The organism is Streptomyces sp. NPDC054765 (assembly GCF_053612065.1).
Window position 1 is genome coordinate 80,031 of record NZ_JBSHBP010000002.1, and the last position, 22,641, is coordinate 102,671.

At 69.8% G+C, this 22,641-nt stretch carries 23 protein-coding genes; 4 read left to right on the forward strand and 19 right to left on the reverse strand.

The window, feature by feature from the left end; all coding sequences use genetic code 11:
• Nucleotides 1-70 precede the first annotated feature (70 nt).
• Nucleotides 71-2,068, forward strand: coding sequence for a Stk1 family PASTA domain-containing Ser/Thr kinase (gene pknB, locus ACWGJY_RS01935; protein ID WP_453258850.1), 1,998 nt, complete (start codon nt 71-73; stop codon nt 2,066-2,068).
• A 242-nt stretch (nt 2,069-2,310) separates the two neighbouring features.
• Here the strand turns inward: pknB and ACWGJY_RS01940 are convergent, their stop codons facing one another.
• The 6 genes from ACWGJY_RS01940 to ACWGJY_RS01965 all read right to left on the reverse strand — a co-directional run bounded on the left by ACWGJY_RS01940 (nt 2,311) and on the right by ACWGJY_RS01965 (nt 7,066).
• Nucleotides 2,311-3,051, reverse strand: coding sequence for a class E sortase (locus tag ACWGJY_RS01940; RefSeq protein ID WP_453258851.1), 741 nt, complete (start codon nt 3,049-3,051; stop codon nt 2,311-2,313).
• A gap of 25 nt (nt 3,052-3,076) precedes the next feature.
• Nucleotides 3,077-4,612: a class E sortase gene (locus tag ACWGJY_RS01945; protein ID WP_453258852.1), complete on the reverse strand. Its 1,536-nt coding sequence runs from the start codon at nt 4,610-4,612 to the stop codon at nt 3,077-3,079.
• On the reverse strand, nt 4,609-5,265 hold the full coding sequence (locus ACWGJY_RS01950) for an aminodeoxychorismate/anthranilate synthase component II (protein ID WP_453258853.1): 657 nt from the start codon (nt 5,263-5,265) through the stop codon (nt 4,609-4,611). Before ACWGJY_RS01950 ends, ACWGJY_RS01945 begins: the two co-directional genes overlap by 4 nt.
• Nucleotides 5,262-5,438, reverse strand: a complete 177-nt coding sequence (locus tag ACWGJY_RS01955) for a hypothetical protein (protein ID WP_189096714.1) — start codon at nt 5,436-5,438, stop codon at nt 5,262-5,264. Before ACWGJY_RS01955 ends, ACWGJY_RS01950 begins: the two co-directional genes overlap by 4 nt.
• 81 nt (nt 5,439-5,519) lie before the next feature.
• On the reverse strand, nt 5,520-6,260 hold the full coding sequence (locus ACWGJY_RS01960) for a class E sortase (protein ID WP_453258854.1): 741 nt from the start codon (nt 6,258-6,260) through the stop codon (nt 5,520-5,522).
• A 35-nt stretch (nt 6,261-6,295) separates the two neighbouring features.
• Nucleotides 6,296-7,066, reverse strand: a complete 771-nt coding sequence (locus ACWGJY_RS01965; protein ID WP_453258855.1) for a DUF881 domain-containing protein — start codon at nt 7,064-7,066, stop codon at nt 6,296-6,298.
• A 182-nt stretch (nt 7,067-7,248) separates the two neighbouring features.
• Here ACWGJY_RS01965 and crgA point away from each other — a divergent pair, with 182 nt between their 5' ends.
• The gene (gene crgA / locus ACWGJY_RS01970) at nt 7,249-7,503 is read left to right on the forward strand and encodes a cell division protein CrgA (protein WP_453258856.1); all 255 of its coding nucleotides are present in this window, start codon (nt 7,249-7,251) and stop codon (nt 7,501-7,503) included.
• A gap of 236 nt (nt 7,504-7,739) precedes the next feature.
• Here the strand turns inward: crgA and ACWGJY_RS01975 are convergent, their stop codons facing one another.
• Both ACWGJY_RS01975 and ACWGJY_RS01980 read right to left on the reverse strand, forming a co-directional pair.
• Nucleotides 7,740-8,654, reverse strand: a complete 915-nt coding sequence (locus ACWGJY_RS01975) for a rhomboid family intramembrane serine protease (RefSeq protein WP_453258857.1) — start codon at nt 8,652-8,654, stop codon at nt 7,740-7,742.
• 146 nt (nt 8,655-8,800) lie between these two features.
• The gene (locus ACWGJY_RS01980) at nt 8,801-9,328 is read right to left on the reverse strand and encodes a peptidylprolyl isomerase (RefSeq protein WP_453258858.1); all 528 of its coding nucleotides are present in this window, start codon (nt 9,326-9,328) and stop codon (nt 8,801-8,803) included.
• A gap of 389 nt (nt 9,329-9,717) precedes the next feature.
• Here ACWGJY_RS01980 and ACWGJY_RS01985 point away from each other — a divergent pair, with 389 nt between their 5' ends.
• Entirely contained in the window at nt 9,718-10,437 is a 720-nt protein-coding gene (locus tag ACWGJY_RS01985; RefSeq protein ID WP_453258859.1) for a DUF5324 family protein, read from the forward strand.
• A 540-nt stretch (nt 10,438-10,977) separates the two neighbouring features.
• Here ACWGJY_RS01985 and ACWGJY_RS01990 read toward each other — a convergent pair.
• Entirely contained in the window at nt 10,978-12,192 is a 1,215-nt protein-coding gene (locus tag ACWGJY_RS01990; protein WP_453258860.1) for an MFS transporter, read from the reverse strand.
• Nucleotides 12,193-12,352: 160 nt separating this feature from the next.
• Here ACWGJY_RS01990 and ACWGJY_RS01995 point away from each other — a divergent pair, with 160 nt between their 5' ends.
• A complete protein-coding gene (locus ACWGJY_RS01995) occupies nt 12,353-13,174 on the forward strand; it encodes a helix-turn-helix domain-containing protein (protein ID WP_453258861.1) in 822 nt (273 codons plus the stop codon).
• A gap of 146 nt (nt 13,175-13,320) precedes the next feature.
• Here ACWGJY_RS01995 and ACWGJY_RS02000 read toward each other — a convergent pair whose 3' ends face one another.
• The 10 genes from ACWGJY_RS02000 to ACWGJY_RS02045 form a co-directional block, all read right to left on the reverse strand.
• Nucleotides 13,321-14,427 carry a zinc-binding dehydrogenase gene (locus ACWGJY_RS02000; RefSeq protein ID WP_453258862.1) on the reverse strand — a complete coding sequence of 369 codons (1,107 nt, stop codon included), beginning with the start codon at nt 14,425-14,427 and terminating at the stop codon, nt 13,321-13,323.
• Nucleotides 14,424-15,236, reverse strand: a complete 813-nt coding sequence (locus ACWGJY_RS02005; RefSeq protein ID WP_453258863.1) for a phytanoyl-CoA dioxygenase family protein — start codon at nt 15,234-15,236, stop codon at nt 14,424-14,426. The genes ACWGJY_RS02000 and ACWGJY_RS02005 overlap by 4 nt, the downstream gene beginning before the upstream one ends.
• A gap of 80 nt (nt 15,237-15,316) precedes the next feature.
• Entirely contained in the window at nt 15,317-16,051 is a 735-nt protein-coding gene (locus ACWGJY_RS02010) for an SDR family NAD(P)-dependent oxidoreductase (RefSeq protein ID WP_453258864.1), read from the reverse strand.
• Between the two features lie 29 nt (nt 16,052-16,080).
• Complete coding sequence (panD, locus tag ACWGJY_RS02015; protein ID WP_453258865.1) at nt 16,081-16,497, reverse strand: aspartate 1-decarboxylase; 417 nt, start codon at nt 16,495-16,497, stop codon at nt 16,081-16,083.
• A 79-nt stretch (nt 16,498-16,576) separates the two neighbouring features.
• Nucleotides 16,577-17,095, reverse strand: coding sequence for a flavin reductase family protein (locus ACWGJY_RS02020; protein ID WP_453258866.1), 519 nt, complete (start codon nt 17,093-17,095; stop codon nt 16,577-16,579).
• Nucleotides 17,089-18,279, reverse strand: a complete 1,191-nt coding sequence (locus ACWGJY_RS02025; RefSeq protein ID WP_453258867.1) for an acyl-CoA dehydrogenase family protein — start codon at nt 18,277-18,279, stop codon at nt 17,089-17,091. Before ACWGJY_RS02025 ends, ACWGJY_RS02020 begins: the two co-directional genes overlap by 7 nt.
• Nucleotides 18,280-18,323: 44 nt before the next feature.
• On the reverse strand, nt 18,324-19,484 hold the full coding sequence (locus ACWGJY_RS02030) for an acyl-CoA dehydrogenase family protein (protein ID WP_453258868.1): 1,161 nt from the start codon (nt 19,482-19,484) through the stop codon (nt 18,324-18,326).
• Nucleotides 19,481-19,744, reverse strand: coding sequence for an acyl carrier protein (locus tag ACWGJY_RS02035; protein ID WP_453258869.1), 264 nt, complete (start codon nt 19,742-19,744; stop codon nt 19,481-19,483). The genes ACWGJY_RS02030 and ACWGJY_RS02035 overlap by 4 nt, the downstream gene beginning before the upstream one ends.
• On the reverse strand, nt 19,741-21,315 hold the full coding sequence (locus ACWGJY_RS02040; protein ID WP_453258870.1) for an amino acid adenylation domain-containing protein: 1,575 nt from the start codon (nt 21,313-21,315) through the stop codon (nt 19,741-19,743). Before ACWGJY_RS02040 ends, ACWGJY_RS02035 begins: the two co-directional genes overlap by 4 nt.
• Nucleotides 21,312-22,094: an alpha/beta fold hydrolase gene (locus ACWGJY_RS02045; RefSeq protein WP_453258871.1), complete on the reverse strand. Its 783-nt coding sequence runs from the start codon at nt 22,092-22,094 to the stop codon at nt 21,312-21,314. Before ACWGJY_RS02045 ends, ACWGJY_RS02040 begins: the two co-directional genes overlap by 4 nt.
• Between the last annotated feature and the right edge of the window lie 547 nt (nt 22,095-22,641).

Genomic DNA, 22,641 nt, shown 5'->3' on the forward strand with positions numbered 1-22,641 from the left:
TGCCCGGACAGCACACCGCCGGACCACACACCGGTGCGGTCGGGACTGACGGAGAGGGCTGGAGAAGCTTATGGAAGAGCCGCGTCGCCTCGGCGGCCGGTACGAGCTGGGCTCGGTGCTCGGCCGTGGTGGCATGGCCGAGGTGTACCTCGCGCATGACACCCGCCTGGGCCGCACCGTAGCTGTGAAGACGCTGCGGGTGGACCTCGCCCGTGATCCGTCCTTCCAGGCCCGGTTCCGCCGTGAGGCCCAGTCGGCCGCCTCGCTGAACCATCCGTCGATCGTCGCGGTCTACGACACCGGCGAGGACTACGTCGACGGTGTCTCGATCCCGTACATCGTCATGGAGTACGTCGACGGCTCCACCCTGCGTGAGCTTCTGCACTCCGGAAGGAAGCTGCTGCCGGAGCGGTCGCTGGAGATGACGACCGGTGTCCTCCAGGCGCTGGAGTACTCCCACCGGGCCGGCATCGTCCACCGCGACATCAAGCCGGCCAACGTCATGCTGACCCGCACCGGCCAGGTCAAGGTCATGGACTTCGGCATCGCCCGTGCCATGGGCGATGCCGGTATGACGATGACGCAGACCGCGGCGGTCATCGGCACGGCGCAGTACCTCTCGCCCGAGCAGGCCAAGGGCGAGCAGGTCGACGCCCGCTCCGACCTGTACTCCACCGGCTGTCTGCTCTACGAGCTGCTCACCGTGCGGCCGCCGTTCGTCGGCGACTCGCCGGTCGCGGTGGCTTATCAGCATGTCCGCGAGGAGCCGCAGAAGCCGAGCAACTTCGACCCCGAGATCACGCCGGAGATGGACGCCATCGTCCTGAAGGCACTGGTCAAGGACCCGGACTACCGCTATCAGTCAGCCGACGAGATGCGGGCCGACATCGAGGCGGCGCTGGACGGCCAGCCGGTCGCGGCGACCTCCGCCATGGGCGCGGCAGGCTACGACCAGGACCAGCCGACCACCATGCTGCGGCCGCAGGACCCGGCCGGCCAGACCTCCATGCTCCCGCCGATGAACCCGGACGACGGGGGCTACGGTTACGACGACCGGTCCGACCGGCGGCGCGGCGGCGGCCAGAAGAAGAGCAACACCTCGACGATCCTGCTGGTGCTGGCGGCCGTCCTCGTCCTGGTCGGTGCGATCTTCATCGGCAAGGCGATGTTCACCAACGGCAACAAGGGCAGCACGACGCCGGTGCCCAACCTCGTCGGCAAGACCCTCGGGGAAGCCAAGGACTTCGGGCGGAACGGCAGCTTCAAGGTCGCCGAGGGTGGCCGCAAGTCCTGCGACAACGTCAAGAAGGGCCAGGTCACCGAGCAGGATCCGGCGGCCGGTGGGCAGATCGACAAGAATGCCACCGTCACCGTCACGGTGTGTTCGGGTGCCGCCAAGGTCACGGTTCCGGACGTCACGGGCCTCTCCTTCCAGAAGGCGTCCGCCGAGCTCAGCCGCAAGGGCTTTGACAACGTCAAGCAGACCCAGGAGGTGTCCGACCGCGCGCCGGGCACCGTGACCAAGCAGGACCCCCCGGGCCAGAGCGAGGCGGCCAAGAACACCGAGATCACCCTGACCGTCGCCCAGGAGTCCCCCAAGCGGAACATCCCGGACGTCAAGGGCCAGGACTTCCCGGCGGCCCAGAAGCAGCTGACCGACCTGGGCTTCCAGGTCACCAAGAATGAGCAGGAAGTCACCGATCCGAACCAGGTCGGCAAGGTGCTGGACGAGTCTCCGGCGGGCAACACCCAGGCCAAGGCGAACTCCACGGTGACCCTCACGGTCGGCAAGGCGGCTGCGCAGACACCGGTTCCGTCCGTGGTCGGCCAGACCCTGAAGGATGCGAAGCAGGCGCTCCAGCAGGCCGGCTTCACCAACATCCAGCTCGCCGGCGGCAGCCCGCAGGATGACAACGCCCACGTGATCACCCAGGATCCGCAGCCGCAGACACCGTCCGACCCCAAGACCACCACCGTGACGCTGACCACCATCGGTGGCGGCAACGGCAATGGCAACGGGGGCAATAACGGCGGTGGCGGGATCTTCGGCGGACCGTTCGGAGGGTAACAACCAGCGGTCCGTACGGAAGCGACACGGAGCCCCGGCAGCCCTCAGGCGGCCGGGGCTCTCGCCTTACCGCTCCCTCGGACGTGGCACGACCGGCGCGGCGCCTCACCGCTTCGGCAGGCTTCGGCCCGCGGCCGTCACCCGCCCTATACGCAGTCGTCAGCGCGACGGTCACCGTCGCCGCGCCCGGCCGGCCTCGCTCGGCGGACCAGAGCCTGGCCGACCCGGGTCCGGGGCCGGCTCTAGCGGAGTTCCTTCGGGGGCGTGCGGTCCGCGTCGACCCTTTCGGTGCGCTCCAGCTCGCCCCAGACGATGTAGCGGTAGTTCGAGGTGAAGACCGGCGTGCAGGTCGTCAGGGTGATGTAGCGGCCCGCCTGGTGCTTGCCGGCTTCCTTCGGGATGTTGTCGAGGACGTCCACGTTGTACTTCGAGGTCTCGGGCAGCGTCGCGAACACCTTGTAGACGTACCAGGTGCCCTTCGTCTCGAAGACGATCGGATCGCCGTCCTTGAGCTTGTCGATGTTGTGGAACTTCGCGCCATGGCCGTCACGGTGGGCGGCGAGAGTGAAGTTGCCCTTCTTGTCCTGCGGCAGCCCCGACGTGACCGGCTTGGTGTAGTAGCCGGCCACGCCCTCGTTGAGGACGTCGGTGTCGGTGCCCTTCTTGACCAGCACCTCACCGTTGTCCATCGCCGGGACGTGCAGAAAGCCGATGCCGTCCTTGGTGTCCAGCTCCCCCGGCCCCTTGGGCCCGCTGCTCGCCCAGTGCTTGCGCACCTGGTCGCCCTGCTGGTGCGCGGCGCGGTCGGCGAGGACATTGGTCCACCACAGCGAGTAGGCGACGAACAGGCCCAGGATCAGCCCCGCCGTGATCAGCAGCTCACCGATGACGCTGATGATGGCGGCGACGGTCCTGCGCACACGGCGCGGTGTGCGTGGCGGCGCGGACCGGTCGCACTCCTCGTCGGTTCCGGTTGCAGTCACCGCGTAGCACCCCTCTTATGTTCGCTCAGCCGGCGAGCGCATCCGGTTTGCCCTTGCTGCGCGGCCGCTCGTCGACCATCTTGCCCCAGACGATCATCCGAAAGGTACTGGTGAATTCCGGGGTACAGGTCGTCAGGGTGATGTAGCGGCCGGGCCCGGTGAATCCCGAGCCGGGCGGCACGGGGCCGATCACGCTGGTATTGCTCGGAGACGTCTGCGGGAGGACGCTCTCCATCTCGTACGTGTAATACGAGCTCTGCGTCTCGACAACGATCTTGTCGCCCTTGGTGAGCCGGTTGATATAGCGGAACGGCTCGCCATGCGTATTGCGGTGCGCCGCCACGGCGAAGTTGCCCTTCTTGTCCCAGGGCATCGCCGTCTTGGTCCCGCTGTTCTTGTCGTAGTGACCGATCATGCCGTGGTCCAGCACACGGTGCTTGTCGATGCCCTCGGCTATCGGGGCCTTCACATCGAGCTTCGGGATATACATGATCCCGAAGCGCTCACCGTCCGCGAGATTCTTCTTCTCGCCGCCGCCCTTGTCCCACTCGTGCTGCAGGTTGGTGGTGGCGCCGCCCGCCTCCTCTTCAGCCATCACATTCGTCCACCACAGCTGATAGGTGACGAACAGCAGCATCAGGACGCCGAGGGTGATGAAGACTTCGCCCAGCGCGCGGCTGGCGATCAGGCTGGGGCTGTCCTTGGCGGCTCGCGCGGCCTGCCGGGCCTCCAGCCGTGACATGGGAGCGGACGCCGCTTCAGAGGCTGACGCAGCGACCTCGGTTGCGGCGGCCGCACCACCGTGGCGCGCTCGTCTGCCGCCCCGCTTGGCTGCCTCCTGAGCGGCCTTGCGCCGGGCCGCTCGACCTCCGGACCCCGCCGTCGCGGTCGCCGTCGCCGTCGCCGTCGATGCATCGGTTTCACGTGAAACCGAGTCGCCGGTTTCACGTGAAACCGTCTCGTCGGGTCTCTCGGCCTGACGCAGCGCCATGGTCTCGTTGTCGTCCGGCCACGGGGTGGCGGCAGCTGCCGCGGCCGGAGCGGATCTCACGGCCGGTGCGGGGGCGTACGAGGCCGGTGTCTCCGGCGCGGCATAGGGCGGGGATATCGGCGCGGTCACCCCGGGGCGGGGGCCGTGACCGGAGTCATGGCCGGTGGCGTGGCCCTGGCCGTAGGCGGCCGGCCCGGCGCCGTGCGGCTGCCGGTCCGGGCGGGGCGGCTGCCGGTCCGGGCGGGGCGGCTGCCGGTCCGGGCGGGGCGGCCCTTCCGGCTCCAGATGCGGACGGAACCACGGGGAGCCCTGCGCCCCGTCCTCCTGAGCCGCCTTGCCCCGGCGTCGCCCCCGCCCCGCCTGCCCGTACGGACCAGGCGCGGGCGCCGGCGCCGCCCGGCCCGGCAGCGGATCGTTCAGCGGGTCGTCGAGCTGCCCCACCGCCACCTCGAACGCATCGGGTTGCCCGTACGGATCCTGTGGTCCGCGCGGCTCCTGCGGCGCGTACGACTGCTGCGGGCCGTCCGGCTCGTAGGATCTCCCTTCACGCTCGGGGCGTAGGTCGGTCACGCGCCGGCCTTGCCGACCACTGGGGCCAGCCCCGTGGAGCGCTCTACCGCCCCCTCGTCGCCGCATTCGACGAGCCAGTTGGCCAGCATCCGGTGCCCCCACTCCGTCAGTACCGATTCGGGGTGGAACTGCACGCCCTCGACCGGAAGTTCACGATGCCGCAGCCCCATGGCGATCCGTCCGCCGGGGGCGTCCTCGGCCACCGTCCAGGCGGTGACGACCAGTTCGTCGGGGACGGTGTCCGTCTCGACGGCCAGGGAGTGGTAGCGGGTGGCGGTGAAGGGGGACGGCAGACCGGAGAAGACTCCGACGCCCTCGTGGGTGACGAGCGAGGTCTTACCGTGCAGCAGCTCCGGCGCACGGTCCACCACACCGCCGTACGCGACCGCCATCGACTGCATGCCCAGGCACACGCCGAAGACCGGGACCCCGGTGTCGGCACAGTGCCGGACCATGTCGACACAGACCCCGGCCTGCTCGGGGGTGCCGGGACCGGGCGACAGCAGCACACCGTCGAAGCCGTCCTGAGCATGCCGCGGCGCGACCTCGTCGTTGCGCAGCACCTCACATTCGGCACCGAGTTGGTAGAGGTACTGGACGAGGTTGAAGACAAAGCTGTCGTAGTTGTCGACGACGAGAATCCGTGCGGTCATCGGACGGCTGCCATCCCTTGGTCGACAGTGACGTCATTGAAGGGGAGCAGCGGCTCCGCCCACGGAAAGACGTACTGGAAGAGTATGAAGACGACCGTCAGCGCGAGCACCAGGGAAATCAGTGCCTTCACCCAGGTGTTGCCCGGCAGATGCCGCCAGATCCAGCCGTACATGCTGTCGCTGTCCCCTTGCCGATGCCGATGACGATGTCGATTGCGACACCAGAGTAAGGGGCGAGGGCGGGCCCAGGTGGGTCAGCCGGTCAAAGCCGATGGCCTTCCCTGTGCCACGGGTTGGGTGGAATCCAGGTGCGCCCAGGCGATCAGCCGGTGGCTGTGACCCCATTCCGGCTCGCAGGTGGTCAGCGTGAGATAGCGCCCTGGGCCGTTGAAGCCGGATTTCCGCGGTACGGGGTCGATCACCCCGATGTCGCCGGGCAGTGTCGTATAGGGCCGGTTGTCGATGCGGTAGGTGAACCAGGTCGTACCGTCGGTGAGGACCACGGCGTCGCCGGGGCGCAGCTGTGGGAAGTCCTTGAAGGGATCGCCATAGGTGCGGCGGTGGCCGGCGACGGAGAAGTTGCCGGTCTCGCCCAGGTGCGCGGTGCGGTCGTAATGGCCGAGGCCGCGCTTGAGGACCTCGGTCGCGGTGCCTTCGAGTACGGGCTTGGCCCAGTCGGCGCCCAGCCGCGGGATGTACATGACGGCGAAGGAAGCGCCCGGTGCATAACGGCGGGGCGGCTCGGCCGGGGTGGGTGTGCTGCCGGGGCCCGGCTTCCCGTCAGGTGCCTGTGTGCTGCCGCGGCCGGTGACGGCACCCGCGGACCACTGGCGCTGGAGCTTGCCGATCTCGCCGTCCATGGCGGTGTCGGCCCGCACACCGGTCCAGAAGAGGACATAGACCACGAACAGCACGATCAGCGCACCGGCCGTGAGGCAGATGTCGCTCACCGTCCGCACGATCCACCGCACCGCCGTCCGGCCCCGCAGCGTCATGGCCCCGCCCCTCCCGCCGCCCCGCGGGATGCGGGCTACGGCTTCACAGGCTGTGCGTAGTGGAGATCCACTGTGCCGGAGTAGCCGGGAAGAGTCACCGCCTCGGGCTGGTCGACTTTCCAGCCCAGGCCGTAGGCGTTCACGTACTGGAGGTAGTTCTGGATGGCGGGGGAGGCGGTCAGCGCGTTGACCAGGGCTTCCCGGCTGCCGACGGCGGTGATCTTGTACGGCGGGGAGTAGACCCGGCCCTGGAGGATCAGGGTGTTGCCGACGCAGCGCACCGCGCTGGTGGAGATCAGCCGCTGGTCCATGACCTCGATGCCCTTGGCGCCGCCGTGCCACAGGGCGTTCACCACGGCCTGCAGGTCCTGCTGGTGGATGACCAGGTCGTTGGGCTGCGGCTCGGGGACACCGGGGATCTTGGCGGTGGCGTTCGGCGGGGCGTCGGTGAGCGTGACCGTCACGCCCTGGCCCTTCACCGGCTTGGTGCCGGCGCGCTTCTCCAGCCCCTTGACCTTGGCCTCGTCGGCCTTGGAGCTGCCGTTGTCGCGCCGGGCGAGGGCATCGACCTCCGCGCGCAGGGTGGCGTTGCTGTCGTCCTGGGAGCCGTTCTTGTGGCTGCGTTCCTGGATGAGGTCGGACAGCCGCAGCATCGAGTCGTCCGAGCGCAGGTTGGTACCCCGGGCGGTGTCGAAGCTCAGCCAGAACAGCAGCCCGGCGAGCGCGAACACGATGAGGGTGAGAAACCGCACGGGCCGCAGGCGGGGGCGAGAGGGGCGGTCGGTGGAGTCAGCGGAATTGCTCAACGTACCCTTACTCCTTACGGCGCCGCGGAAGCACTACGCTAACGGACGCCCCGGAAAAGGAATCCGCTCCCCACCGCGTCCGTGCCCCGGCACATACCTCGCACCTCCCTCGCGGATGGGGGCACCGCCCGCTCGGGCCAGGCCGCGAGCGGGGGAGCAGCGCATCGACAGGAGAGTTCCTCGTGCCGAAGTCACGGATCCGCAAGAAGGACGACTTCACGCCGCCGCCGGCGAAAACCACCAACCTGAAGATGAATTCAGGCCGCAGTTGGGTGGCGCCGCTGATGCTGGCGATGTTCCTGATCGGGCTGGTATGGATCGTGATGTTCTACGTGTCCGAGGGCGATCTGCCGATCGCGGCCATGGGCAACTGGAACATTGTGTGCGGCTTCGGCTTCATCGCGGTGGGCTTCGGCGTATCCACGCAGTGGAAGTAGCGCAAGCCCTACCCAAGGCCATCCACACGGTTATCCACAGCCGGGGAAAACTTCAGAAGATCTGTGGATAACCTTCCGGAGGTTGACGCCGGTGTGATCGGCGGCACCCTCTCCCGGCCTGCGTCTCCCCGCATCCTTACTGGGGAAACGCAGGTCAGGGCGGTCCGGGGCGCAGGCCCCGCACAGCATGCACAAGATCGGCCACGTGCTGTGGACAACTCGCCGCGACGGGCTCGTCAGCCCATCAGCTGAACGGTCCGTACCCACACCACCGCGATGACCGCGAGCAGGGCGAGCGCACACGTCGCGCTATGCACCAGGGTCCGGCGGTGCCGCGGCGCATGCACCATCCCGAACGCCACCGCGGCACCCACCACCAGGCCGCCGACATGGGCCTGCCAGGCGATATTCGGCCACAGGAACGTGAAGGCCAGGTTGAGGCCGAGCAGGATCAGCACCGGCTTCATGTCGTAATTCAGCCGCCGCAGCAGTACCGCGGTCGCACCGAGTAGCCCGAAGATCGCGCCGGACGCCCCCAGCGAGGGCTGGTTCTGCGCGGCGAGGAGATAGGACAGGGCGCTGCCGCCCAGGCCGGCGAGCAGATAGAGCGCGATGAACCGCACCCGGCCGAGCGCCGCCTCCAGTGGCGGTCCCAGCCACCACAGGGAGAGCATGTTGAACGCGATATGCGCGATCTGCTGGTGCAGGAACATCGCGGTCAGCAGGCGGTACCACTCGCCCTCGGCGACGCCGACGAGCTGATACCGGCCCGGTTCGACGGCGAGGCCGAGCAGATCGAGGTGGTTGACCAGCGGGCTCAGTGCGCCGCCGGTCACCTGCACGGCAAGGAAGACGGCGACGTTGATCCCCAGCAGGATCTTGGTGACCAGCCGCGGATCGCTCGCGATCGTGCCGCCCGCGATCGTGCGCGGCGCGGACGCCCGCGGCGCGTGGCCACTGCCGCTGCCACGCACACAGTCCGGGCACTGGAAGCCGACCGAGGCGCTGACCATGCACTCCGGGCATATCGGCTGGTCGCAGCGGGTACAGCGGATGCCGGTCGGGCGATCCGGGTGGCGGTAGCAGCCCGGCAGGCCGTCGTTACCCTGCGCGTCCTGCGGCTTCTGCGGGCTGCCTGGCACCTGGTCCATCCGTCCCCTCGTCCTCTTCTCCGTCCGGGCGCGTCAACGCTCCGCTCCGTCCGGGCCCCGCCTGGACGAGCCTCGCGCCCCGCCTGATGTACGACCGGGCGGGGCGCAATGGTTCCCCCGGACCCGGCCGGGGCGCAAGACGCGGCTCAGCGGGTCTCGATGACCACCGACTCGATGACGACGTCCTGGACGGGACGGTCGGTGCGCGGGTTGGTCTGGGTGCCGGCGATGGCGTCGACGACCTTCTTGCCGGCCTCGTTGCTGACCTCACCGAAGATGGTGTGCTTGCCGGTCAGCCACGCGGTCGCGCCGACGGTGATGAAGAACTGCGAGCCGTTCGTGCCCGGACCGGCGTTGGCCATGGCCAGCAGGTACGGCTTGTTGAAGGCCAGGTCGGGGTGGAACTCGTCCCCGAACTCGTAACCGGGGCCGCCGGTGCCGTTGCCCAGCGGGTCGCCACCCTGGATCATGAAACCGCTGATCACCCGGTGGAAGACGGTGCCGTCGTACAGCCGGTCCGTGGACTTCTTGCCGGTCGCCGGGTGGGTCCACTCCCGCTCACCGCTGGCGAGCTCGACGAAGTTCTTGACCGTCTTGGGTGCATGGTTCGGCAGGAGCCGAATCTCGATGTCGCCCTGGTTCGTCTTCAGGGTGGCGTAGAGCTGCTCAGCCACGATCTACCTTCCATAAGTCTTCGCTGACGGTTCCCGATCCTCGCACGGACCGGCCCTCCCGTCGCCCGGCCACGCCCCCTCCCAGAGCTTCGCGCCGCTCTCGGCCGGCCGCCCGGCCAACCCCTCTCCCCGGGCCGTACACGCACCCTGTGCGCCGGCCGGCCCTCGCCTCCCGGCGGCTTTCGTACTGATTTCCTGCGCCCGAAGCGGCAAATCGTGGCATTGTCATCAAGAAGGCTCCCGAAGGTCCCCAATGACCCGGATGCCCGTTCGCACATGCCGTATGGCGCATGAGCGGGCATGATCTTCAAACGGGTGGACAGGCGACACAGCAGACATGGGGGACCAGCCCCCCGAGCCCCGGACACGCCACCGAGGAGGAGGATCCCGTGACCCGCAAGGAAAGCGTGCGCGCCGCGACCGGTACGGCCAAGGACAGCGTGCGGCACGCCGCGGAGGTGGTAGCTCCTTATGCCGGTACGGCCAAGGACGCCGCCGTGCACTTCGCTCACGAGGCCCGGACGCGAGCGGCTCCCAAGGTGGCCGACGCCGCCCACCAGGCACGTGCGCAGTACGACACGCATCTGCACCCCCGTATCGAACACGCCCGTGGCACGCTGCCACCCAAGGTCGACGCGGCGGCGACCCGGGCGGCCTGCCGCACCCGCAAGGCAGCCCGCCAGGCGGCCGACTACACCGCACCGCGGCTGGAGAACGCCGTGACCCAGGCGCGGGCCGCGGCCGAACCGGTGCGCGAGGAAGCCCTGGCCCGCGGCACCGCCGCGCTCGCCGCACTCCGCGGCCAGGTGACCGCCGCCGAGATCGCCAAGCTCCAGAAGAAGCACAGCCGGCGGGCCAAGTGCGGCAAGCTCGCCAAGCGCCTCGCCGTACTGGGCATCCTGGCCGGCGGTGCGGTCGCCGCCTGGAAGTGGTGGGACAAGCAGGCCAACCCGGACTGGCTGGTCGAGCCGCCGGCCCCCACCGAGGTCAGCGACCGCGGACGGCTGAGCGCGGTCGACGGCAGCGAGGGCGCCTCGCTCGACCCCGAGGTCCAGGCCAAGCAGGACGAGACCGAGACCGACAAACGCAGCGGCGGCACCGCAACCTGACCCGCGGACCGCCGGCATCTCACCGGGCCGTGTCCCCGCCCCCGACGAGGGGCGGTGGGCACGGCCCGCTCGCGTACGGCCGGCAGCGCTGCCCCCGAGAGCCGGCCCAACGCTCCGTCAGAAACCGCGAAAGCCCCTCTGACCAGCGACTACGCCGATCCGAAAGGCTTTGGGAGTGGAGCCCAGGGGAGTCGAACCCGAAATTGTTACGTTCCTGACCTGCGAAAGCGCCAGAGAACTCGAACAGACACCCCCGCATCCTCCTGCATCCCGCTCGATCCCCCTCGATCCAGGCACCGTGCTGACATGTCAGCACGGCAGCCAAAGGCATTGCTCCAGTGAATCATGCGGGGCTGCGCTGTCCCATCACCCTCTCAGAGAAGGGCGAGAGGCACATGCCACCCGGCGACGCTCGAGCAAATCGGCTCAATCCTTGGATCGCCTCTTCCTCTCTGCTCTCAAGCGAACTGCGGATCCCGAAATCCGCCCGGCCAACCGGATGCGTTTCGACGCCTGGGACTGGCGACGACACGGGCGGGGTCAGCTCCGGTAACGGGCGCGGCCCACAGCAGCGGCCACAGTCAGCGGGACGGTGAGGACCGCGGCCGTCAGGAACATGCCCTGGTAAGCGTGGTGTTCCGCGGGGCCGGCGGCGAAGGCACTGGCCAGAGCGCTGCCGACGTAGAGAGCCACGCCGAACATCGCGACCCCGGTGGCGCGCGCGGCCGGAGACAGGGCGGTGGCCCAGGACTGGATCGTGGAATGCATGAACGACCAGCCAGCGCCGAGCAGCAGAGCGCACGCCACCAGCGCGGGCACAGACCGGCTGGCCGCAGCGAAGCCGAACGCCACCGTCATCTGCACCCCGCCGACCACTATCAGCTGCACCGGCGTCCAGCGCCCGACCAGCCGCTTGACCATCTGCGCCGCAGCCATCGAGCCCACGCCGTATAGCGCAGACACCGCACCGGCCAGCGTCGCCGATGTGCCCTGGGCCTCCAGCGCCGGCGCGATGTACGTCAAGAAGCCCAGCAGGACGGCGCCTTCGAGCATCGCGACAGCCATGACGTACCACTGCCAGCGGGAACTCAGGGCGATCTTGAATGGGGCGAGCAGCGCACCAGGCGCTGCACGCGGCGGTTCCGGCAGTCGACGCAGGGCGACGACCAGGTAGGCGGCGATCAAGCCGGGCAGGGCGAAGACCAGCCGCCAGCTGATGTAGTACGCCAGTGCCCCGGCGACGACGGTGGCCACGGCGGTGCCCAGCGCGAACGCGGTCATCAGCTCACTGAGCGGGCGCTGGCGGACCGCGGCGGGCACGGTATCCCCGACGTACGTGATGGATGCTGCGATGGACGCGGCGAAGAACGCCCCAGCCACGACGCGCGCCACGATCAGCGCCGTCGCGCCGGGCGCGATCACCGAACAGAGTGCGGCGACGGCGGCCCCGGTCAGCGAGATCCGCATGACCCGCACCCGGCCCAGCCGGTCGCTCGCCAGGCCCCAAACCGGCTGCATCAGGCCGTAAGCAAGGAAGTATCCGCTGGCGGCAAGCATCACCGTGGTCAGCGGGACGCCGAGTTGGGTGCCGATGAGCAGCAGCATCGGAGTGATGCAGAAGCGGTCGAAGTTGCTGACGAAGCCGGCCGCGCGCAGCAGGCGCAGCGAGGCGGCGGGCATCGGCGGGGTGGTGGGGCCGACGGCGGTGACCGGAGGGGGTGTGGAAGTGTTGCGGGGTGAGTCGGCGGTGTCCATGGGGCTCCTTGTGTCGTGCTTGCCGGTGCTGTCGGACCGGCGGATCCAGCCCATCACCGCGGCCGGCCGGGGTGACCCCGTAGCCGATTACTCTTGCTCACACCCGGGGCACGGTGCGATGCCCCAGGAGCAGGTCGGCGGTGCAGGGAGGAGTGGGGGCGTGAACGACAGCGGACCCACCGGCCCGCGCCGCGAACTGGGTGCGTTTCTGCGCTCCCGCCGCGAGCGGCTGGCGCCCGCTGATATGGGGCTGCCCGGCTCACCGCGGCGCCGTACCCCGGGGCTGCGGCGCGAGGAAGTCGCCGGGCTGGCCGGGGTCAGCAGTTCCTGGTACGCGTGGCTGGAACAGGGACGGGTGCGTACGTCGGAGCAGGTGCTGCGGTCCGTGGCGCGGGCGCTGCGGCTGAACGCGGACGAAACCGCGCATGTGCTGTCGTTCGTGGAGCACGCCGTACCGGCCGAGCGGCCGCCGGGTTGGGTGTCGAGGAATCTGCTGTCGCTGGTGGAGTCGCTGGCGCCGAACCCGGCCGTGGTGCTCGACCCGCACTGGGACCTGCTGGCCTGGAACTCGGGTTACACGGCGCTGCTCACCGACCTGGCACGGCTGGCGCCCAAGCAGCGCAATTTGCTGTGGCTGGTGTTCCGCTGGCCGCCCGCCCGTACGCTGCTGGCCAGTTGGGAGCCGGAGGCGCGGAGTCTGCTCGGCCAATTCCGGGCGAAGGCGGCCCGGCATCCGGAGGACAGCCGCTACACGGAGATCACCGAGGAACTGCTGGCCGACCCGGACGCGGTCCGCTGGTACGGCCGCCGGGAGACCTCGGCGTTCCATCCCGCCGTGCGCCATTTTCGCCACCCGGTGGCCGGTGATCTGCGACTGCGGTACGTCAAGCTCGCCGCCGTGGACGAGCCGGGCCACCACCTGCTGGCCTACCTTCCCGATGACAAAGCGACGGAGGAGGCACTGGGGGCGCTCGCCGGGTGAGCCGGCACCTCTCCGTGCGGACGGGCGAGCGAGCAGCGGTAACGACCCGACCGCGCCGGAAGGCTGCTGTCGGACCGTCACCTTCACCGTCACCGGCGCACCGCGGGGGCCGGTGCGTCAGGAGGTGAGCGTCAGGAGACGAGGTGTCAGGACGTGAGCACCGCCTTCATCACCGACCCGTCGGCGACCGCGGTGAGGGCGTCGGCGTGCTGCTCCAGCGGGAACGGCGTCACCAGGCTCGCCAGGTCGAACCGGCTGGTGAGGATTGGCAACAGGCGGACGTATTCGACGAGGTGGGCGCCGGTGAAGGCCCAGGATCCGACGACGTCGAGCTGCCGGTGGACGATCTGGTGCGGGTTGATCAGAGTGTCCCCGGCGTCCGTGTACTGGCCGATGATGAGGTAGCTGCCGCCCCGGCGGGCCAAAGTGAGGCCCTGCCTCACGGCGGCCGGCACTCCGGCGCACTCAATCACCAGATCGGCGCCGTCCCCGCCGGCGGCGGCCCGTGCCTCGCGCAGGACCTCCGCGGGGTCGGCAGCATCGGCAATGTTCAGGTGGACATCACCGATGCCGGCTGCGGCGGCGCGGTCCAGTCGGCCGGCCGGGCCGCCGACAACGACGACCTTGGCGGCACCGGCCAGCTGCGCAAACGCGGCCGCCGCCAGCCCGACCGGGCCGCTACCCTGCACCACCACGGTCTCGCCCAACCGCACCGGCCGCCTCTCGTACAGCGCGTGTGCCACGGTGGGCCCAGCGCAGGCCAGCGACATGGCGGCAAGCGGGTCAGTGCCGTCGGGAACCTTGATCACGGTGGTGCCGGATTGCAGCACGATGTGGTCGGCCCAGGCCCCGGAGAGTTCCGGGCCATCGGCGAGGGCGCGGTTGACGCCATAGGTGCGGCGCCGCTCGCACAGGGTCGGTTCGCGATGCAGCCGGCAGGGCGGGCAGACGCCACAGGCGATGGAGGAGGCCCACATCACCGTGTCGCCGACCGCGAGCGGCGCCCCGGTGGCATCCTGGTCGACCCCAGTGCCCAGCTCCCGTACGACACCGAGCCCTTCGTGGCCGAGCACGAGCGGGACGGGGATGTCCAGGTGGCCCTGCTGCAAATGCAGATCGGTGCCGCAGACGCCGCCGTATCCGCAGGCGACGACCATGCCGCCGTCGGGGGCCGCGGGCAGCGGGAACTCCCGCAGTCGCAGGGGCTCGGCGAACTCCTCCAGGACGACGGCGCGTCCGGTGCGCTGTGTCATGCCGTCACCGTGCTCAGGGTCCGGGAGAACGGGGCCGCCAGCGGGCGCAGCGGCTCGGTGTCGCGGCACACGACATGGTCCGGGCGGGGTTCGCCCGTGGGCCGCGGCAGGTTGGCGGCGTCGTTGTATGTGGCGATCAGCAGCCGGCGGGCGAACGGCGACATGTTGGGGGACGAACCGTGCACGATCTCCGGGGAGAACAGTACGACGGAGCCGGCCGGGCCCTTGGAGCTGGTCATGCCGTGCCGGTCGACGTGTTCGGCGAGCTGTTGCGGCGACAGCGAGATGTCGTCGGGGTCGAAGTGCTGCTCGGACTTGGCGGCGGCCGAGCGGCCCTCGTGGACGAGTCCGTTACGGTGCGAGCCGGGCAGGAAGATGACCGGGCCGTTGAACTCGGTGACATCGTCGAGGAAGACGCCGATGTTGACCTGGCGCGGAGCGGGCAGGTTGTCGGCGAGCCGCCAGGCGAGGAAGTCCTGGTGCCAGGCCCACTTGTCGCCGCCGAACGCCGGCTTGGCGTTGATCTTGAACTGGTAGACGTAGACGTCCTCGGTGAGCAGCTGCTGGACTGGCTCCAGGATGCGCGGGTCACGGATCAGACCGGCGTACTCGGGTTGCCGCTGGTGCGAGGAGTAGACCGCGCGCACCTCCGTGCCGCCGTCCTCGGTCACCACCTGCGGGCCAGGTACCTTCGCATCGCGTTCGAAGGCCGCGCGGAGCGTCTCCACCTCCTGCGGGTCGAGGAGGGATTCGAGCATGAGGAACCCCTGCTCGTGGTACTGGTCGGCCTGTTGCTGGGTCAGTCGCATGCGCTTCTTCTCCTGAGAAGGGAGGGAATCCGTCGGGGCGGTCCGATGGGTGGGCGTGGGCGGACCGGTGATGGGTGGGGTCATCCCATGAAGTGGCCACCGTCGACGATGAGTTGTTGTCCGGTGACATAGCCGCTGTGCGCGGTCACCAGGAATTCGAGGGCGTCGGCCATGTCCTCGGCCGTGCCGAGCCGCCGGCCGGGGATGGTGTCCAGGACGGCGGCCAGCCGCTCCGGGTCATCGAGGCGGTAGCGCTCGGTGACCTCTTCGGTGTCGGTGAATCCGGGCAGCAGGGCGTTCACCCTGATGTGCGGGGCGAGTTCGAGGGCCAGGCACTTGGTGAGCTGGAGCAGGCCCGCCTTGCTCGCGCAGTAGTTGGCGCCGTTCGCACGGGGCCGGATCGCCGTGGTGGAGGCGACGTTGACGATGCTGCCGCCGCCCGCCTCCGCCATCGCGGGCGCCAGGGCCCTGGTGAGGTGGAAGGGACCGGAGAGGTTGGTAGCCAGCACCGTGTCCCAGTCCTCGGCGGTCATCGACATGAACGGCCGGTCGCGGTTCACACCGGCGTTGTTGACCAGCACGGACGGTGCGCCGTACGCGTCGGTGATCCCGTCGCAGACCGCCCGGATCTCCTCGGGCCGGGCGAGGTCGCAGCGCAGGGTCTCGATCCGGCCGCCGCCGGCCTTGGCGGTCTCCTGTGCGGCGAAGTCGTCACCGCGGTAGAGGGCGATCACACGGTGGTCGAGGGCAGCGAGCCGGAGGCTCAGCGCCCGTCCGATGCCGCGGGTGCCGCCGCTGACCACGGAGATCGTCATGGCATCTCCCTGAAGTGGCGTGCGGACGATCAGTTGGCGACGAGGTCGCCGCGCTTGAGGGCCGAGCCCTCGGGCGCCTCGGCCGGGTCGCCACCGAGGCCCGAAATGGCATTGTGCTCGTCGACGAAGACGACGTTGGGGACGAAGGAGGCGGCCTCGGCGTCCGTCATGGAGGCGTAGGCGATGAGGATGACGAGGTCACCGGGGCTGATGAGCCGGGCCGCGGCGCCGTTGATACCGATGACGCCGGAACCGGCCGGGCCCTCGATGACGTACGTGGACAGCCGGGCGCCGTTGTCGATATCGACGATGTCGACCTTCTCGCCGGCCATCAGGTCGGCGGCCTTCATGAGTTCGGAGTCGACGGTCACCGAGCCGACGTAGTGCAGGTCGGCCTGGGTGACGGTGGCGCGGTGGATCTTCGCCTTCATCAGGGTGCGGTACATGCGGATTCCTCACAGGTGGTGGGGCGTGTGGTGGTGGGGCGCGGCCGCGGGTGGAGTCGGCCGGTGGGGCGCGGCCCGGTCAGGCCGGCCAGGTGGCGTAGCGGCGCATGCCGTACAGCAGCGGCGCCTCTTCGGTGGCCGGGGCGTGGGTCTGGGTGTGCAGCACCTCGCCGATCACGATGGTGTGATCACCGGCCGGGATGAGCCGGGTGACCCGGCACTCGGCGGTGGCGTGCGCGTCCTGTGTCAGCACCGGCAGGCCGGTGGCGGGCGCGGGCCGCCAGGGGACAGTGCTGAACCGTTCGGCGGCCGGCCCGGCGAACGCCTCGGCGGCGCGCCGCCCGGCGCTGTGCAGGAGGTTGACGGTGAAGGCCCCGCGGGCGGCAAGGACCGGGAGGGTGCTCCCGTTGTTGCCCGCGCACACCAGCAGCTGCGGCGGGTCGAGGGAGACCGAGCACAGGGCGGTGCAGGTGAAGCCGTACGGCGTGCCCTGCGCATCGACGGTGGTGATGACGGCGACGCCGCTGGGGTGGGAGCCCATCAAGGCCCGGAAGGCGTCGCGGGGCAACGCGAGTTCGTCCTGGACGGGTGTCACCACGCGAACGCCCGGGCGTCATAGAGGTTGACACCGACCGCGGCCTTGCCCAGGTACTCCAGGCACTCCTGCGGCTTGGCGGGCATCACATGGGCGAACTGGGCCTCCCGGATCAGCCGCTCCAGCGGGTGGCTGCGGCTGACGGCGGCCGAGCCGCACAACCTCAGCGCGTCCTGGGCGAGCTGAGGGCCGACCTCACCGACGGCGTACTTGGCGGCGTGCACCATGGCATTGGCCTCCAGGCTGCCGCGCTCGGCGGTGACGAGGTCACCGGCCTCGTGCACCAGGGCGCGGGCGGCCCGCAGCTGGGCGGACATCCGGCCCAGCTCCTGCTGCACGACGGGCGAGTCGGCGCGGGTGGGGGAGACGGTGACATGGTCGACGGTGTGCCGGAAGAGGGCCTCGGCGATGCCGAGGTAGGCGCCGGTATAGCCGGCGACCATCCAGTGCGGTTCGCGCACGACCTTGAACAGGGACATGCCCTCGACGCCGAGGTAGAGCCGGGAGCGGGGCACCGGGACCTCGTCCAGGGTCATCGGGGCGGTGCTGGTGCCGTACATCGCCGACATGTGCTGCACGGTGCCGAAGCTCACGCCGGGGTCGTCGGCTGCGACGACGAAGTGCGAGGCCTCGCCGGTGTCCTCGGCGCCGTTGTCGGCGGCCGCCGCGACGACGTAGTAGTCGGCGGCGCCGGCCAGCGACACAAACGACTTCTTGCCGCTCAGGACGTAGTGCGTGCCGTCGTCGGAGAGTCGGTAACGGGTCTGCATCCCGCGCAGTTTGGCGCCGCGGCCGGCCTCGGAAGTGGCGGAGGCGAACAGCTTGTGCCCGTTGACGACCTCGTCCAGCATCCAGGCGCGGAACGTTTCGGCGGCCGGGGGCAGCCGGGTTCCGGCGGCATCGGCGAGCGCGCCGATGACGACGTGGTGCATGTTGAAGCCGAGGGCGGCGGCGCCGTTGTGCGCGCCGAGTTCGGCCAGTACCCGCCAATAGTCGCCGAAGCCCAGGCCGGCTCCGCCTGCTTCCTGGGGGACGAGCAGGGCGAGCAGACCGGACTCGCGCAGGATGCGGTAGGTCTCGTGGCCGTTGTCGCGTCCGGCGTCGATGTCGGCGGCGAGCGGGGCGAGCCGGTCGCCCGTCTCAGCGGCGATTTTGAGGAGGTCGTCGAGTTGGGTCGGCAGCGTCATCGAAGTCTTTCGGGTCGGTGGGCGGCCGGTCGGGTCTCGACCGGTCAGTTCTCGACGGGCAGGCCGAGTTGCCGTGCGACACCCACGCGCAGCAGGTCGTTCGGACCGGCGTAGGTGAGGGCCGCCATGGGGCTGGCCAGGTCGGCGGCAAGGCCGGAGTCGGGGAGGAAGGCACGGACGCCGGACAGCGCGGTGGCGTGCTCGGTCATCCGCACGTAGTCCTCGGAGACGGAGATCTTTGTGAGGGCCGCCTCGGCGGCCAGCTGCCGGGCGGGCGTACCGGCATCGAGCCGGGCGGCCATCGCGTAGAGCTGAACGCGGGAGCGGTGCAGCGCCAGAGCCATGTCGCTGACCCGGGCTGCAACCTGGTGACTCGCTCCCATACGGCGGCCGAAGTGGTCGCGGTCCGCGGCCCAGTCGACGGTACGGGCCAGGATGCGCTGCATCGGGCCGAGGGCGTAGCCGAGGATGACGGAGCGCTCCCAGGCGGTGGTGGAGGCCATCACCGCCAGTCCGGATCCCTCCTCGCCGAGCAGCGCGCTCCCCGGCAGCCGGGCGCCCTCGAAGAGGAGCTCCCCCATCGGCACGGTGGGCAGCGCGGTCTTGGTGAAGGTCTCGCCGCGGCGGATCCCCGGCAGGTCCAGCGGGAAGAGGAACGCGGACAGCGCGAACGGCGAGCGTCCTTCGGCGGTACGGGCGAAGACGATCGCCCGGTCGGCCACGGGGGCGGCTGTGATGAACGTCTTGGCGCCGTCGAGCACAAAGTCGCCTCCGTCGCGCCGGGCGCGGGTCTGCATGGAGAACGGGTCGCTGCCGCCGCCGCGTTCGGTCAGCGCGTGGCACAGCAGCGCCCGGCCCTGCTGGACGTCGGCAACCGCGCGCCAGGCGTCCGCGCCGAGGGCGTCCCGAAGCGGGAACTGCATCCCGAAGATCTGCGAGGCCAGCGCGTAGCACAGCCCCGGGTCGGCGCCGGCCAGACCGATGCCCTCGATCATGGCGAGCGAGCGGGTGACCGGGCCGGGTGTCGCGGCGTCCGGCGAGGCGAGCCGGAGCACACCGAGGTCGGCCATGGCCTGCCACTGGGCGGTGAAGTCCTTGCCCGCAATCTGCTCGACCACCGGATCAGCCAAGTCCCGGTAGATGTCAACGAGTTCCTCGGTCTCCGGGGCGCCGGTGCGCAGCGCCGCGGTGGCCCCCGCGCTCATTTGCGGGCCTCGCCGGAATGGTTCTCAATGGCGACCCAAAGGGCCTTGGGCGTACGGAAGTTGGAGGCGACAATCTCGGTGTCGGGCAGGGCGATACCGGCTTCCTTGTCGAGCGCCGCGACGATCTCCATGATCGCCAGCGAGTCGAGGAGGCCCATCTCGAGCAGCGGGGTGTCGGCGTTGAGGGAGCCGGCGTCCTCGCCACGTCCCCAGGTGATACGGCTGCCGATGAGGGCGCAGAGTTCTTCGACGCTGTTCATGCGATGATCTCCTCCGGGAGTGCAGGGTCGGCGGTGTGTTCGACGGTTTCGCTCAGGGCACGGCGGTCGACCTTCCCGCTGATGGTGGTGGGCAGGGTGGTGAGCGGAACAACCCGGTCGGGAAGCATCCGCTTGGGCAGCACATCGCGCAGAGCGCCCAGGACCTCCCGCTCGGTGGCGTCGGTCTGTGCGTAGGCCCAGATCTGGCCGGAGTACGGGCCGTCCTTGGCGACGACCGCGGCGGTGGCCACCTGTGGCTGCTCCAGGACGGCGTTCTCCACGTCCATCAGGTCGATACGGTGGCCCCGCCGCTTGACCTGGTTGTCGCGCCGGCCGCGCAGGAAGACCCGACCGTCGGACGTGATCCGGCCGAGGTCGCCGCTGGCGTAGGCGCGGCGGACCACACCGTCGCGGAAGGTGACGGTGACGGTGGGGTCGTCGGGTGCGCCGCCGCGAAGATAGCCCTGGAAGACGACGGGTCCGGCAATGTGGATCTCGCCCTCGCCGTCGGTGGGCCGGCCGTCCTCATCGAGCACTTCGATGTGGACGCCGCCGATACCGCGGCCGATGGGCAGCTCCTGATCGGCGGTCCAGTTGGCCGGCACCTGGTAGTAGGTGCAGGCGTTTGTCTCGGTAGGCCCGTACAGGTTGTAGAAGGGCACCCCGTCCAGCAGCCGCAGATACCGTTCCAGCAGTTCGGGGGCGAACGCCTCTCCGCCGAAGGCCGCGATGCGCAGGGCGGGCGGCGGGGCGTCGGCGATACCGCCCTGCTGGAGCATGTTGTGGTAGAGGGACGGCACAGCCATAAAGGCGGTGATGCGCTGCTCGGTCAGCCATCCGACGACATCGCGCGGGAAGGCCCTCAGCAGGTCCGGCATCAGGACCGTGCAGGCCCCTGCGGCCGCGGCGCTGAACAGGTCGAAGGTGGTCAGATCGAAGGTGAGGGCAGCCTGCGAGCCAATCCGGTCCTCCATGGTGAGGCCGAACTCGCCGGCGGCCCAGAGCGCGTAGTGCGCGACGTTCTCGTGCGAGAGCAGAACGCCTTTGGGCCAGCCGGTGCTGCCGGAGGTGAAGAGGATGTAGCCGCCGGAGTCGGTGGGTGCCGGCAGCGGCACGGGCCGCTCCTCGGGGGCGAGGATCCGCAGCCAGTGCAGGCCGTGCTCGAGGGAGCCCTCATCGGCCGACGCACCGTCGCGGGCACGGGTGGCGGCGCGGTGGGCCCCGGCCAGAGTACGGTCGCAAGTCAGCAGCAAGGACAGCCCTGCGTTGCGGATCATGCGGGCGGTACGTTCCGGTGGGTCGGCGACGTCGAGAGGCGCGGTCACCGCGCCGGCCCGCAGCGCCGCGTACAGGGCAATGACAGTGGCCGGAGCCTTGGGAGCGTAGACGCCGACCCGGTCGCCCGATGCGACGCCGGTGGCGGTCAGCCTCGCCGCCAACGCATCGACGGCGCGGTTGAGTTGGGCGTATGTCCAGCTCTCGCCGGCCCCCTCCAGGGCAGTGCGGTCGGGGTGAGCCTGCGCGGAGCGGGCCAGTAGGGCATCGAGGCGTACGGGGGCCTGCGCGGTCATCGGGCGGCCTCTACGGACTGGGCGTGCTCGGTGTGCTCGGCGAGGAAGCCACAGACGGTGTCGCTGACCAGATCGGGGCGGACCAGATGGGGGTAGTGGTCGCAGCCCTCGGGGACCAGGCGCCGGAACGGGCCGCTGACCGCGCGCTCGACGGCGTCGACCTGGGCCATGGAGCCGTACTCGTCCGCGTCGCCCTGGATCACCAGCACCGGCGCGGTGACGTCGAGGTCATTGTCGATGGACCAGCTGCGGAAGGCGGGCGAGAGCCAGACCCCGCTCCAGCGGTCGAAGACCCCCCGGGGGTCGTCGTGCACCATGGCCATCTTCTTGGCGAGCGGGCCCGCCTCGTAAGAGGCGCGGGCGTTCTCGATGCCGATGCGGTTCGCATCCTCGAAGTACATGTGCGGGCCCATCCCGACGACCGCTTCGACGGGGTGCACCGAGGCGTACAGCAGGGCGATGGAGGCACCGTCACTGTGGCCGACCAGGACGGGGCGGTGTACGCCCAGTGCATCCAGCAGTTCGGGCAGCACGTCCTGGGCGTGCTCGTGCATGTAGCGGGGGGTACGGGGCAACAGGTCGGGACCGCTGCCGCCGTTGCCATGGCGGGAGTAGACCAGCGCGCGACGTCCGGTGGCGGCAGCCAGCCGGGCGGGAAAGCGTCCCCAGGCTGCGAGGCAGCCGAGTCCGCCGTGCAGGAAAATCAGGGGTGCCAGGTCCGGGTCACCGTTAATGACGACATGTTCAAGGGGACCGTTGCTCGTATCGATTACAGGCACAGCAAAATCCTTCTCAGTGATCTACGGCAGCGGAACGGGAATTTCCGGAAAGCCCGACCAGAATCACCCCGCGACGGCCTGCCGCGGCGCGAGACAGAGTTGATGGACAGGCCGGAAAGCCGTCGGCGAAAATAGTTGAGGAGATAACTTTCGAGAGGATGGCAGCCATCGATATAAAATCGACACAAGGCCAACACATCGCATTACATCGAAGCACCCGTGCCACACCCCACGCCGCCAATGGGCGGCGCGGTCGGTAATTGGTCTACGAAGGGTCCTCAGAGGCCGTGAAGAAAGCAGATTCAGGCACGGGCACCTTTCTGGCAGCCCGGCCGACCACGGGTCCCTTGACCTTCCCCTTGGCCGATTCCTGCGCTATGCCGATTGACGGCGCGCACCAACGCTCCAGCGCTCCCTGCACGTTACCCCCGTAACACATGACTGCACACCAGCGGCATCGGCTATCGGCCCATGCTTCCCGGGCACCCCGTCCGCCCGGCTACACCCAGAACACTAGACACTGGGCAGGGGGTGGAGAAATTACTTT